The organism is Pseudomonas sp. RSB 5.4, assembly GCF_037126175.1.
GTDB classification, from domain to species: domain Bacteria; phylum Pseudomonadota; class Gammaproteobacteria; order Pseudomonadales; family Pseudomonadaceae; genus Aquipseudomonas; species Aquipseudomonas fluorescens_H.
Window position 1 is genome coordinate 683,774 of sequence record NZ_CP146986.1, and the last position, 13,067, is coordinate 696,840.

A 13,067-nucleotide genomic window follows, 5' to 3' on the forward strand; every position below is an offset into this window, starting at 1 on the left:
GGCCCCCTTTGCGGCCGCGCACATGTAAGTCAAGGATCCTATGAGCAAGCCCACTGTCGACCCTACCTCGAATGCCAAGTCCGGCCCTGCCGTGCCGGTCAATTTCCTGCGGCCGATCATCCAGGCAGACCTGGACTCGGGCAAGCACACCCAGATCGTCACCCGTTTTCCGCCTGAGCCCAACGGCTACCTGCACATCGGCCACGCCAAGTCGATCTGCGTGAACTTCGGCCTGGCCCAGGAGTTCGGCGGCGTCACGCACCTGCGTTTCGACGACACCAACCCGGCCAAGGAAGACCAGGAATACATCGACGCGATCGAAAGCGACGTCAAATGGCTGGGCTTCGAGTGGTCCGGCGAAGTGCGCTACGCCTCGCAGTATTTCGACCAGTTGCATGACTGGGCGGTCGAGCTGATCAAGGCCGGCAAGGCCTACGTCGACGACCTGACCCCTGAGCAGGCCAAGGAATACCGTGGCAGCCTGACCGAGCCGGGCAAGAACAGCCCGTTCCGCGACCGTTCGGTGGAAGAGAACCTCGACTGGTTCGCGCGCATGCGTGCCGGTGAGTTCCCGGACGGCGCCCGCGTGCTGCGCGCGAAGATCGACATGGCCTCGCCGAACATGAACCTGCGCGACCCGATCATGTACCGCATCCGCCACGCCCATCACCATCAGACCGGTGACAAGTGGTGCATCTACCCGAACTATGACTTCACCCACGGTCAGTCCGACGCCATCGAAGGCATCACCCACTCGATCTGCACCCTGGAATTCGAAAGCCATCGTCCGCTGTACGAGTGGTTCCTGGAAAACCTGCCGGTGCCGGCCAACCCGCGCCAGTACGAATTCAGCCGTCTGAACCTGAACTACACCATCACCAGCAAGCGCAAGCTCAAGCAACTGGTCGATGAAAAGCACGTCAACGGCTGGGACGACCCGCGCATGTCGACGCTGTCCGGCTTCCGTCGCCGTGGCTACACGCCGGCTTCGATCCGCAACTTCTGCGACATGATCGGCACCAACCGTTCCGATGGCGTGGTCGACTTCGGCATGCTCGAGTTCAGCATCCGTCAGGACCTCGACGCGAACGCCCCGCGTGCCATGTGCGTGCTGCGTCCGTTGAAAGTCGTGATCACCAACTACCCGCAAGACCAGGTCGAAAACCTCGAACTGCCGCGTCATCCGCAGAAAGAAGAACTCGGCGTGCGCAAGCTGCCGTTCGCCCGTGAAATCTACATCGACCGCGATGACTTCATGGAAGAACCGCCAAAGGGCTACAAGCGCCTCGAGCCGAACGGCGAAGTGCGTCTGCGTGGCAGCTACGTGATCCGTGCCGACGAAGCGATCAAGGACGCCGACGGCAACATCGTCGAGCTGCGTTGCTCGTACGATCCGGACACCCTGGGCAAGAACCCTGAAGGCCGCAAGGTCAAAGGCGTGATCCACTGGGTGCCGGCGGCTGCCAGCATCGAGTGCGAAGTGCGTCTGTACGATCGCCTGTTCCGTTCTCCGAACCCGGAGAAGGCCGAAGACAGCGCGAGTTTCCTCGACAACATCAACCCTGACTCACTGCAAGTGCTGACCGGTTGTCGTGCTGAGCCATCGCTGGGCAATGCACAGCCGGAAGACCGTTTCCAGTTCGAGCGCGAAGGCTACTTCGTTGCCGACATCAAGGACTCGAAACCAGGTCAGCCGGTATTCAACCGTACCGTGACCCTGCGTGATTCGTGGGGCCAGTGATTCTGCGTCAAGGAAATTAACGTGCTGACGATCTACAACACGCTCACCAAGAGCAAAGAAGTCTTCAAGCCGCTGGATGGCAACAAGGTGCGCATGTACGTGTGCGGCATGACCGTGTACGACTACTGCCACCTCGGCCACGGCCGCAGCATGGTCGCGTTCGATCTGGTGACCCGCTGGTTGCGGTTCAGCGGTTACGACCTGACCTACGTGCGCAATATCACCGACATCGACGACAAGATCATCAATCGTGCCCGCGAGAACGGTGAGTCGTTCGACGCGCTGACCGAGCGCATGATCGCGGCGATGCACGAAGACGAAGCGCGCCTGAACATCAAGAAGCCGGACATGGAGCCGCGTGCCACGGATCATATTCCGGGCATGCACGCGATGATCCAGACCCTGATCGACAAGGGCTACGCCTACGCCCCGGGCAATGGCGACGTGTACTACCGCGTCGCCAAGTTCATGGGCTACGGCAAGCTGTCGCGCAAGAAGATCGAAGACCTGCGCATCGGTGCACGCATCGAAGTCGACGAGTCGAAGGAAGACCCGCTGGACTTCGTCCTGTGGAAAGCCGCCAAGCCGGGCGAGCCGAGCTGGGAATCGCCGTGGGGCGCCGGGCGTCCGGGCTGGCACATCGAGTGCTCGGTGATGTCCACCTGCTGCCTCGGTGAGACCTTCGACATTCATGGCGGCGGCAGCGACCTCGAGTTCCCGCACCATGAAAACGAAATCGCCCAGAGCGAAGCGGCTACCGGCAAGACCTACGCCAACGCGTGGATGCATTGCGGCATGATCCGTATCAATGGCGAGAAGATGTCCAAGTCCTTGAACAACTTCTTCACCATTCGCGACGTGCTCGACAAGTACCATCCGGAGGTCGTGCGTTACCTGCTGGTGTCGAGCCATTACCGCAGCGCGATCAACTACTCGGAAGACAACCTCAAGGACGCCAAGGGCGCTCTCGAGCGTTTCTACCATGCGCTGAAAGGCCTGCCGAGCGTCGCCCCGGCCGGCGGCGAAGCCTTCGTCGAGCGTTTCACCACGGTGATGAACGACGACTTCGGCACGCCGGAAGCCTGCGCGGTGCTGTTCGAGATGGTGCGTGAGATCAACCGCCTGCGCGAGAGCGATCTCGATGCAGCGGCCGGTCTGGCGGCACGTCTGAAAGAACTGGCGAGCGTGCTGGGGGTGTTGCAACTGGAAGCCGATGACTTCCTGCAAGCGGGCGCCGAAGGGCGTGTCGATGCGGCTGAAGTCGACGCACTGATTGCTGCACGTCTGGCGGCACGCGCCGGCAAGGACTGGGCCGAATCCGACCGCATCCGCGACCAGCTCACTGCCATGGGCGTGGTGCTGGAAGACGGCAAGGGCGGCACGACCTGGCGTCTGGCTGACTGATTGCTTGATCCGCTTAAAACAAAACCCGCCGTGTGCGGGTTTTGTTTTTTCTGGCGGGCGTCAGCTCAAAGCCCCTGTGCTGACCGCGACGATCAGGAAAATCCCCAGCACCGCGCGGTAAATGACGAATGGCCAGGTGGAGAATTTCTCCAGAAAGCGCATCAGGCCCCAGATCGCGAAGAACGCCGAGATGCTGGCAATCACCAGACCGAAAATCAGGTGCCCCCAAACGGCGGCTGGAAGGTCGGCATGGAACAGCACCCACAACTCTTTCAGACCGGCGAGGGCGATCGCCGGCAGCCCGAGCAGGAATGAAAACCGCGCCGCTTCTTCACGCTTGAAGTTGAGAAACAGTGCCGCCGTGAGCGTCGAGCCGGAGCGCGACACTCCGGGAATCAGCGCGCCAATCTGCGCAATGCCGACGATCAGCGCATCACGCAGACGCATTTCGTCGACGGTGCGCCGATGCCGGCACGACAGTTCGGCAGCGGCCAGCAGAACCGCCATGACCACGCAGGAAATCCCGATCACCATCAGGCCTCGAAGAGGCGAGTTGCAGGCGTTGAGCGTCGAGGACAGCGCAATGCCGGCAATGCCGATGGGTATGGTCGCCAGCACGATGGCCACCGCGAGGATGAACCAGCGGTTGTTGAAATCCCGTTGGCGCACCGCGTCGACGCTGCCACCGACCACTTGCTTGACGTCGCGCCAGAAATAACTGACCACCGCCGCCAGTGCAGCCAGCTGCATGGCCGCGGAAAACGCCGAGCCGGGATCCGGCCAGCCGAGCAGGGCCGGGACGATGCGCATATGCGCGGTGGAAGAAACGGGCAGCAACTCGGTGATGCCTTGAATAATGCCGAGGAAGCCGATCTGCAGGTAATCCAGCGAGGCGAAACCGATATCAAGGCCGGTGGAACAGATGTTGGTCAAAGCACTTATCCTGTGAAAATCAGGAGGAGGGAGGTGTCTGAATCAATGGCATGGCGAAAAACTGAAACATTTCGTCACAGTCTAGTCGGTTCGGTCAATGGGGGCGGATTGATAGTTGTGGGGTGACTGGTCTGACGCCTTCGCAAGCAAGCCCGCTCCCACATTGGATTTTTGTCATGTCTGATTTTTGTGTACGACACGGGGCCCCTGTGGGAGCGGGCTTGCTCGCGAAGAGGCCGGTTCAGCCACCCTGTCACTCAGCCTGGCGCAAGCGCTTGTAAAGGGTATTGCGACTAACCCCCAACCGCCGCGCCAGATGCGAAATATTGCCCCCAGCCGCGAGCAATTCGCGGCTCAACGCCTCGGCATCGTTCAGATCAACCCCTAGCGGCGGCGCCAATTCCACCGGCTCCATCTCCAGATCGACAAAAAAATCATCCGGCAGATGCTCCGGCCGCACCGGTTGTTCCTCGGCCATCGCCAGAGCCACCTGCATCACGCTGCTGACCTGGCGCAGATTGCCCGGCCATGGATGCCGGGTGAACAGCTCCAGCACTTCACGGCTCAGCCCGGCCCATTGCGTCGGTTCGCGATGTTGCTCCCATAGGCGTTTGAACAGCGCCTCCTTATCGCTGCGCTCGCGCAACGGTGGCAACTCCAAGGTCAGTCCGCCGATGCGGTAGTACAAATCCTCGCGGAACCGCCCCAGTTGCACCTGCTCCCTGAGCGAGCGGTTAGTCGCCGAGATAATTCGCAAGTCCACTGCGAACAACTCGCTGCTGCCCACCGGTTGCACGCAGCGCTCCTGCAACACCCGCAACAACCGCGCCTGCGTCGGCAATGGCATGTCGCCGATTTCGTCGAGGAACAGGGTGCCTTTGTCAGCCTTGCGGATCAGGCCGATGCTGCCTTTCTGGTTGGCACCGGTGAACGCACCTTTTTCATAGCCGAACAGTTCCGATTCCACCAGTTCGGCCGGGATCGCCGCGCAGTTGACGGCGATGAATGCCTGTTTGCTGCGTGAGCTGGCCTGATGCAGGGCTTTGACGAAGACCTCCTTGCCAACCCCGGTTTCGCCGTGGATCAGCAGCGGAATGTCTTTCTCCAATAGGCGCTCGGCCTGACGCACGGCTTTTTCCACGCGGCTGTCGCCAAAATGCAGGGAACTGAGGCTGATCGTTCCCGGCACTTTGAGCGGCGCTGCGGCGGGCTTGGGTTCGGCAAATACCCGAGCCTGAATCGGCGCCTGTTGCGGGCGCTTCAATAAACACTGAAAACGGTTGCGCCCGGTGGTCTGCAGGGCGAACGGCAAGCCTTCAGGCTGATTCAACAGCTCCAATAGCGACACGTTGAACAGGCTCTCGATACTGACCCGTGACAGGCGCACGCCGAGCAGATTGTCCGCCCGCCGGTTGGCCGACAGCACCTGACCGCTCTCATCGAAAATCAGCAAACCGGCCCACTGACTGTCGAGATTGTTCAACCCGGTGTTGAAGGTCAGTTGAAAGTGCTGGCCATGGAACAGGTTGAGGATCAGCCGGTTCTCCACGGTCTGGCTCATCATCTTGACCATGCCCAGGGTGTGCGAGGGCGGCAGGTAGCTGTCGCTGGACACATCGAGTACGGCGATGACCTTGCGCTCGGCGTCGAAAATCGGCGCGGCGGAGCCGGTCATGAAGCGATTGGCCTTAAGGAAATGTTCATCGTGTTCGATGTGCACCGCTTGTTCGCAGGCCAGCGCGGTGCCGATCGCATTGGTGCCGCTTGAACGCTCCATCCAGCTCGCTCCGGCGCTAAACCCACGGGCGAGGTTCGGCTCGATAAAGCGCTGAGTGCCCCACGATGTCAGCACTTGGCCCTGATGGTCGGCGAGCATGATCAGGCAATTGGAGTTGCTGAGGATGTTTTCGTAATAGGGCAGGACTTCCTGGTGGGTGGTCTGCACCAGTGAATGATGACGGTCGAGTAAATGCGCGATGCCGGAGGCGGGCAATTGATCGAACGCCGGGCTGCTTTGGTGGCTGAGGCCGAACGCGCGGCACCGTTGCCAGGAGTTCTGGACGATCGCGTCGTGGGACAGCGGCGGGGTAGGTGCGGCCATGGTGGTCAGCCTCTGAAGGGCATTTTTATTGTTGTTATGGCACTGCTTTCAAAACCAACACAGATCAAAACTGTGGGAGCGGGCTTGCTCGCGAAGGCGATATATCAAACACATTTATATCGACTGACACACCGCCTTCGCGAGCAAGCCCGCTCCCACATTGGATCTTCGGTGTTCAGGAAATCTGGGCAAAAGGCGTTCACAGAGTGTTGTTCACGATTGTTCATTGTCAATCGCCAGACTGTTCAAATCTGTTCAGTCATGAACACCCATTCCCCACGTTTTCGGTGCTTTTCACGACAAATCAACCACTTGCCATTTCTGGCACGAATGTCGCTCTGCTGCACAGGTCGCTTGACTCCAATAATAAAAAAGGCCGAGCCATGTCACTCACCCTGGAGCACGTCAGCCGTACCGTCGAGGGCCAGACCTGGATCGACGATGCCTGCCTGACATTCGAACCCGGATCCTTCAACGTTCTGCTCGGCCGCACGCTGTCCGGCAAAACCAGTCTGATGCGCCTGATGGCCGGTCTGGACAAGCCTGACAGCGGGCGCATCCTGATGAACGGCGTCGACGTCACCCAGCGCCCGGTGCGCCTGCGCAATGTGTCGATGGTCTATCAGCAGTTCATCAACTACCCGACCATGACCGTGTTCGAGAACATTGCCTCGCCGTTGCGCCAGGCCGGTGTTGCCAAGGACATCATCCACAGCAAGGTGCAGGAAACCGCACGGATGCTGCGCATCGAGAAGTTTCTGCAGCGCTATCCGCTGGAGCTGTCCGGCGGCCAACAGCAGCGCACGGCGATGGCCCGGGCGCTGGTCAAGGATGCCGAGTTGATCCTGTTCGACGAGCCGCTGGTTAACCTTGATTACAAGCTGCGCGAAGAGCTGCGCCAGGAAATGCGCGAGCTGTTCAAGCTGCGCCACACCATTGCGATCTACGCCACTACTGAACCCAACGAAGCGTTGGCGCTGGGCGGCACCACGACGATTCTGCACGAGGGCCGGGTGATCCAGAGCGGCCCATCGACCTCGGTCTACCACCAGCCGCAAACCGTGCTGGCGGCGGAGTTGTTCTCCGAGCCGCCGATCAACCTGATGCCCGGGCGCATCGCCGGCAACGAAGTCAGCTTCGCCAACTTCGTGCACTTCCCGTTGAACGTCGACCTGCGCCCGGTGGGTGACGGCGAGTTCCGCTTTGGCGTGCGCCCCAGCCATATCTCGCTGGTGCCGAGCAACGATGACGATCTGGAACTGGCGGTCACCGTCGAAGTGGCGGAGATCAGCGGCTCGGAAACCTTCCTGCATGTGCGCAACGAACATTTCCTGCTGGTGCTGCATCTGCCGGGGGTGCACGAATACGACGTCGATGCACCGATCCGCATTTATATCCCGACCCACAAACTGTTCGTGTTCGATGCGCAGGGCCGTCTGGTGCAGGCACCGGGCCAGCGTGTCGCGAGGGTTGCCTGATGGCCGAAATCCGTTTGCAGCACCTCGCCCACAGCTACAGCAAAACCCCGAGCGGGCCTGACGATTACGCGATCCGCGAGATGGACCACATCTGGGAGCAGGGCGGCGCCTATGCCTTGCTCGGCCCATCGGGCTGCGGCAAATCGACCTTGCTCAACATCATTTCTGGCCTGCTCAGTCCCTCGCAAGGGCATGTGCTGTTCGACGGCAAAGCGGTCAACGACCTGACCCCAGAGAAGCGCAACATCGCCCAAGTGTTCCAGTTTCCGGTGGTCTACGACACCATGACCGTGTTCGACAACCTCGCCTTCCCCCTGCGAAATCAAGGCATGGCCGAAGCGAAAGTGCACAGCAAGGTGCAGGAAATCGCCGAAGTCCTCGACCTGCAAAACCTGCTGAGCAAGAAGGCGCGCAACCTCACCGCCGACGAAAAACAGAAAGTCTCCATGGGCCGTGGCCTGGTGCGCGACGACGTCTCGGCGATCCTCTTCGACGAGCCGCTGACGGTGATCGACCCGCACCTGAAGTGGAAGCTGCGACGCAAGCTCAAGCAGATCCACGAGCAGTTCAACATCACCATGGTCTATGTGACCCACGATCAGCTCGAAGCCTCGACCTTCGCCGACAAGATCGCGGTGATGTACGGCGGGCAGATCGTGCAGTTCGGCACGCCCCGGGAATTGTTCGAGCGGCCGAGTCACACCTTCGTCGGCTACTTCATCGGCAGCCCGGGGATGAACCTGATCGAGGTGCAGCCGCAACCGGGCGGGGTCGGTTTCGCCTCGACGCACCTGCCGTTGTCCGACGCCTTGCAACGACACATCGAACACGGCCAGTGGAAAAATCTGAAGGTCGGCATCCGCCCCGAGTTCATCCATGTCTGGGACGAGCCGTTTGACGAGGCGATGCAGGCGCGGGTGGTTCACGTCGAAGACCTCGGCACCTACAAGATCCTCACCCTCGACCTCGATGGTGCGCCGTTGAAGGTGCGTCTGGCCGAAGACAAACCGGTGCCCCAGGGCACGGCGTACATCAGTTTTCCGGCGCAGTGGCTGATGGTCTACGCCGACGAATTCCTCCTGGACGACACCGACCTTACCGAGGTGCAGCCATGAACAAGGTGCAGAACAACAAGGCCTGGTGGCTGGTGTTGCCGGTGTTTCTGCTGGTGGCGTTCAGTGCGGTGATCCCGATGATGACCGTGGTCAACTACTCGGTGCAGGACATCTTCGACCAGTCCAGCCGCTACTTCGTCGGTGCCGACTGGTATCGCCAGGTGCTGCTCGATCCACGTCTGCACGACTCATTGCTGCGTCAGTTCATCTACTCGGCCTGCGTGCTGCTGATCGAAATCCCGCTGGGCATCGCCATCGCCCTGACCATGCCGACCAAGGGGCGCTGGTCGTCGGTGGTGCTGATCATTCTGGCGATTCCGCTGCTGATTCCGTGGAACGTGGTTGGCACCATCTGGCAGATCTTCGGCCGCGCCGACATTGGCTTGCTCGGCTCGAGCCTGAACGCGCTGGGCATCAGCTACAACTACGCGGCCAATACCATGGACGCCTGGGTCACGGTGCTGGTGATGGACGTCTGGCACTGGACGTCGCTGGTGGCGTTGCTGTGTTTCTCCGGGCTGCGCGCAATTCCTGACGTGTATTACCAGGCGGCGCGGATCGACCGCGCCTCGGCGTGGGCAGTGTTCCGCCACATCCACTTGCCCAAGCTGAAAAGCGTACTGCTGATCGCGGTAATGCTGCGCTTCATGGACAGTTTCATGATTTACACCGAGCCGTTCGTGCTCACCGGCGGCGGGCCGGGCAATGCCACGACCTTCTTGAGTCAGACCTTGACCCAGATGGCCGTAGGCCAATTCGATCTGGGGCCGGCGGCGGCGTTTTCGCTGGTGTACTTCCTGATCATTCTGCTGGTCTCGTGGCTGTTCTACACCGCCATGACCCATTCCGACGCCAACCGCTGAGGGCCCGGCCATGAGCAAAACAAAGCTTTTCCCGCTGCTGATCTACATCCTGTTCGTGCTGGTGCCGATCTACTGGCTGCTGAACATGTCGTTCAAGAGCAACACCGAAATCCTCGGTGGCCTGACGCTTTTCCCACAGAACTTCACGCTGGCGAACTACAAGGTGATTTTCACCGATCCGAGCTGGTACAGCGGTTACATCAACTCGGCGTACTACGTGACACTCAACACCGTCATCTCCCTGAGCGTGGCGTTGCCGGCAGCGTATGCGTTTTCGCGCTATCGCTTTCTGGGCGACAAGCACCTGTTTTTCTGGCTGCTGACCAACCGCATGGCGCCGCCGGCGGTATTCCTGTTGCCGTTCTTCCAGCTGTATTCGTCGATTGGCCTGTTCGATACGCACATCGCCGTGGCGCTGGCGCACTGCCTGTTCAACGTGCCATTGGCGGTGTGGATTCTCGAAGGTTTCATGTCCGGTGTGCCCAAGGAAATCGACGAAACCGCCTACATCGACGGCTACAGCTTTCCCAAATTCTTCGTGAAGATTTTCATCCCGCTGATCGGCTCCGGCATCGGCGTCACCGCGTTTTTCTGCTTCATGTTTTCCTGGGTCGAACTGCTGCTGGCGCGCACGCTGACCTCGGTGAACGCCAAGCCGATTGCCGCGGTGATGACCCGCACGGTCTCCGCTTCTGGCATCGACTGGGGCGTACTGGCGGCGGCGGGGGTGTTGACCATCCTGCCGGGCATGTTGGTGATCTGGTTCGTGCGCAATCATGTGGCCAAGGGCTTTGCTCTGGGTCGTGTATGAGGAACGAATGATGGAATGGATGAGCTGGACGGCCCCTACGGCGGGTTTCTTCATCGCCATTGGCTTGCTGCTGGTCGGCATGACCACTTGGGAGTTGCGTTCGCCGAGCATTCTGCGGCGAGGTTTTCTGCCGATTGCCACCACCCGTGGCGATCGCTTGTTCATCGGTCTTCTCGGCAGCGCCTACCTGCATCTGCTGGTAATCGGCGTCACCGACTGGAGCATCTGGGTAGCGTCCGCGCTGTCTCTGGTGTGGCTGTTGGTTGTGATGCGTTGGGGCTAGTCGACTCTCGGCAATCGTGCTCCGTAACTCAAACAGGAGGTCTCTATGTTCGACAAAAACAATAAGCTGCGACATAGCATTTCATTGGCGGCCGTGCTGGCACTCAGCGGTTTGAGCGCATCGGCCTGGGCCGATGCCTATGAGGACGCTGCGAAAAAATGGATCGGCAGCGAATTCAAGCCATCGACCCTGACGCCCGAACAGCAACTCGATGAATTGAAGTGGTTCATCAAGGCCGCCGAGCCGTTTCGCGGGATGGACATCAAAGTGGTCTCGGAGACCCTGACCACTCACGAATACGAGTCCAAAGTGCTGGCCAAGGCCTTCACCGAAATCACCGGGATCAAGTTGACCCACGACCTGCTGCAGGAAGGCGACGTGGTGGAAAAACTGCAGACGGTGATGCAGTCGGACAAGAGCATCTACGACGGCTGGGTCAACGACTCGGACCTGATCGGTACGCACTTTCGCTACGGCAAGACCGAGGCGATCACCGACCTGATGGCCAACGAAGGCAAGAACTTCACCTCGCCGACGCTCGACATCAAGGACTTCATCGGCATCTCGTTCACCACGGCGCCGGACGGCAAGATCTACCAACTCCCCGACCAGCAGTTCGCCAACCTGTACTGGTTCCGCGCCGACTGGTTCGAACGGGCGGACCTGAAAGCCAGGTTCAAGGAAAAGTACGGCTACGAATTGGGCGTGCCGGTGAACTGGTCGGCTTATGAAGACATCGCCAAATTCTTCAGCGAAGACGTCAAGGAAATCGACGGCAAACGCGTCTATGGGCACATGGACTACGGCAAGAAAGACCCTTCGCTGGGCTGGCGTTTCACCGATGCCTGGTTCTCCATGGCCGGTGGCGGCGACAAGGGTATTCCCAATGGTTTACCGGTGGACGAGTGGGGGATTCGCGTCGAGGATTGCCACCCGGTTGGTTCCAGCGTGACCCGCGGCGGCGACACCAACGGCCCGGCGGCAGTGTTCGCCACGCAGAAATACGTTGACTGGCTCAAGGCCTACGCGCCACCGGAAGCGGCGGGCATGACCTTCTCCGAGTCTGGCCCGGTGCCGTCGCAGGGCAACATCGCCCAGCAGATTTTCTGGTACACCGCGTTCACCGCCGACATGACCAAGCAGGGCCTGCCGGTGATGAATGCCGATGGCACACCGAAGTGGCGCATGGCGCCGTCGCCGCGCGGGCCGTACTGGGAGGAGGGCATGAAGCTTGGTTATCAGGACGTGGGTTCGTGGACGTTCATGAAATCCACGCCTGAGAAACAGAAACTGGCGGCGTGGCTGTACGCGCAGTTTGTGACCTCGAAAACCGTGTCGCTGAAGAAAACCATCGTCGGCCTGACGCCGATCCGCGAGTCGGACATCAACTCGCAGGCGATGACCGATCTGGCACCGAAACTTGGTGGGCTGGTCGAGTTCTACCGCAGCCCGGCCCGCGTGCAATGGACCCCGACCGGGACCAACGTGCCGGACTATCCGCGTCTGGCGCAACTGTGGTGGAGCCACATCGCCGAAGCGGCCAGCGGCGAGAAGACCCCGCAGCAAGCGCTGGATGGCCTGGCCAAGGATCAGGACGCGATCATGACCCGCCTCGAACGCTCCAAGGCCCAAGCAGTGTGCGCCCCGAAAATGAACCCGGAACGCGACGCGCAATACTGGTTCGACCAACCGGGCGCACCGAAACCGAAACTGGCCAACGAGAAGCCGCAGGGCGAGACCGTGAGCTACAACGAACTGCTGAAATCGTGGGCGGATGCGCGTAAGTGATGGTTGATGTGTGAAAAGCAAACGGCACCGTGAGGTGCCGTTTTTTTTGTTGCCTGATCTACCGCTTTCGCGAGCAGGCTCGCTCCCACACTGGATCTGTATCGTTCATAAATGCCGATCACAATCGAGATTACTGTGGGAGCGAGCTTGCTCGCGAATACGGTCTGCCATTCAGCATGGATAGTGACTGACACGCCGCCATCGCTTGCAGGCAAGCAATCCCACAGATTGCAGTGGTGTTCACAAAACTCAAAAATACCCTGCCCACTGCAGCAGCTACTAAAGGGCATCGGTCAATGCCAGCTTCATGCTTGAGTTTCTTCAAAGGTATCAAGCATGGCGTCAGGCAATGGCGAATCGAAATCTTCAGGCAGCACCAACTTGCCTTTCATAGCGCCAATTCGTGGTGTGCCGGTTTTTCCTGTGTGAGCGAGAAGGCGCTGCGCCCGACCTTGGACTGCCAAAGTCTCGATTTCTGCAACCAACTCACAAAACATGTCTCTGCTCATAGTGCCCCCCATCGTTCTTCTACATGCAAAGACCTTCACCA

11 protein-coding genes are annotated in these 13,067 nt (G+C 60.1%); 8 read left to right on the forward strand and 3 right to left on the reverse strand.

What is annotated here, in order from left to right; translation table 11 throughout:
• The first annotated feature begins 40 nt into the window (after positions 1-40).
• Together V9L13_RS02910 and cysS are read left to right on the forward strand one after the other, a co-directional pair.
• Complete coding sequence (locus tag V9L13_RS02910; RefSeq protein WP_064586979.1) at positions 41-1,741, forward strand: glutamine--tRNA ligase/YqeY domain fusion protein; 1,701 nt, start codon at positions 41-43, stop codon at positions 1,739-1,741.
• A gap of 21 nt (positions 1,742-1,762) precedes the next feature.
• Positions 1,763-3,145: a cysteine--tRNA ligase gene (gene cysS / locus V9L13_RS02915; protein WP_103522141.1), complete on the forward strand. Its 1,383-nt coding sequence runs from the start codon at positions 1,763-1,765 to the stop codon at positions 3,143-3,145.
• A 60-nt stretch (positions 3,146-3,205) separates the two neighbouring features.
• On the opposite strand, the gene uppP is transcribed toward cysS, so the two are convergent.
• Positions 3,206-4,078, reverse strand: coding sequence for an undecaprenyl-diphosphatase UppP (gene uppP, locus V9L13_RS02920; protein ID WP_003223749.1), 873 nt, complete (start codon positions 4,076-4,078; stop codon positions 3,206-3,208).
• Between the two features lie 253 nt (positions 4,079-4,331).
• A complete protein-coding gene (locus tag V9L13_RS02925) occupies positions 4,332-6,179 on the reverse strand; it encodes a sigma-54-dependent Fis family transcriptional regulator (RefSeq protein WP_338801407.1) in 1,848 nt (615 codons plus the stop codon).
• A 383-nt stretch (positions 6,180-6,562) separates the two neighbouring features.
• On the opposite strand from V9L13_RS02925, the gene V9L13_RS02930 reads away from it, so the two are divergent.
• From V9L13_RS02930 to V9L13_RS02955, 6 genes are read left to right on the forward strand one after another with little or no spacing between them, the layout of a single operon-like run.
• On the forward strand, positions 6,563-7,657 hold the full coding sequence (locus V9L13_RS02930) for an ABC transporter ATP-binding protein (RefSeq protein WP_338801408.1): 1,095 nt from the start codon (positions 6,563-6,565) through the stop codon (positions 7,655-7,657).
• Positions 7,657-8,772 (forward strand): ABC transporter ATP-binding protein, encoded by a 1,116-nt coding sequence (locus V9L13_RS02935; protein WP_338801409.1) that lies wholly within the window; start codon positions 7,657-7,659, stop codon positions 8,770-8,772. Before V9L13_RS02930 ends, V9L13_RS02935 begins: the two co-directional genes overlap by 1 nt.
• Positions 8,769-9,635, forward strand: a complete 867-nt coding sequence (locus V9L13_RS02940) for a sugar ABC transporter permease (protein WP_338801410.1) — start codon at positions 8,769-8,771, stop codon at positions 9,633-9,635. Before V9L13_RS02935 ends, V9L13_RS02940 begins: the two co-directional genes overlap by 4 nt.
• Positions 9,636-9,645: 10 nt before the next feature.
• Positions 9,646-10,446 carry a carbohydrate ABC transporter permease gene (locus V9L13_RS02945; protein ID WP_003223758.1) on the forward strand — a complete coding sequence of 267 codons (801 nt, stop codon included), beginning with the start codon at positions 9,646-9,648 and terminating at the stop codon, positions 10,444-10,446.
• A gap of 10 nt (positions 10,447-10,456) precedes the next feature.
• Positions 10,457-10,729 carry a DUF2160 domain-containing protein gene (locus tag V9L13_RS02950; RefSeq protein ID WP_338801411.1) on the forward strand — a complete coding sequence of 91 codons (273 nt, stop codon included), beginning with the start codon at positions 10,457-10,459 and terminating at the stop codon, positions 10,727-10,729.
• 45 nt (positions 10,730-10,774) lie between these two features.
• Entirely contained in the window at positions 10,775-12,517 is a 1,743-nt protein-coding gene (locus tag V9L13_RS02955) for an ABC transporter substrate-binding protein (protein WP_338801412.1), read from the forward strand.
• 305 nt (positions 12,518-12,822) lie between these two features.
• Here V9L13_RS02955 and V9L13_RS02960 read toward each other — a convergent pair whose 3' ends face one another.
• On the reverse strand, positions 12,823-13,026 hold the full coding sequence (locus V9L13_RS02960; protein WP_259698377.1) for a type II toxin-antitoxin system prevent-host-death family antitoxin: 204 nt from the start codon (positions 13,024-13,026) through the stop codon (positions 12,823-12,825).
• Positions 13,027-13,067: the final 41 nt, after the last annotated feature.

Bases quoted from the DNA above. Each gene is read 5' to 3' on its own strand.
- V9L13_RS02910 (WP_064586979.1), top strand. From the start codon at position 41: ATGAGCAAGCCCACTGTCGACCCTACCTCGAATGCCAAGTCCGGCCCT.
- V9L13_RS02925 (WP_338801407.1), bottom strand. From the start codon at position 6,179: ATGGCCGCACCTACCCCGCCGCTGTCCCACGACGCGATCGTCCAGAAC.
- V9L13_RS02930 (WP_338801408.1), top strand. From the start codon at position 6,563: ATGTCACTCACCCTGGAGCACGTCAGCCGTACCGTCGAGGGCCAGACC.
- V9L13_RS02935 (WP_338801409.1), top strand. From the start codon at position 7,657: ATGGCCGAAATCCGTTTGCAGCACCTCGCCCACAGCTACAGCAAAACC.
- V9L13_RS02940 (WP_338801410.1), top strand. From the start codon at position 8,769: ATGAACAAGGTGCAGAACAACAAGGCCTGGTGGCTGGTGTTGCCGGTG.
- V9L13_RS02945 (WP_003223758.1), top strand. From the start codon at position 9,646: ATGAGCAAAACAAAGCTTTTCCCGCTGCTGATCTACATCCTGTTCGTG.
- V9L13_RS02950 (WP_338801411.1), top strand. From the start codon at position 10,457: ATGGAATGGATGAGCTGGACGGCCCCTACGGCGGGTTTCTTCATCGCC.
- V9L13_RS02955 (WP_338801412.1), top strand. From the start codon at position 10,775: ATGTTCGACAAAAACAATAAGCTGCGACATAGCATTTCATTGGCGGCC.
- V9L13_RS02960 (WP_259698377.1), bottom strand. From the start codon at position 13,026: ATGAGCAGAGACATGTTTTGTGAGTTGGTTGCAGAAATCGAGACTTTG.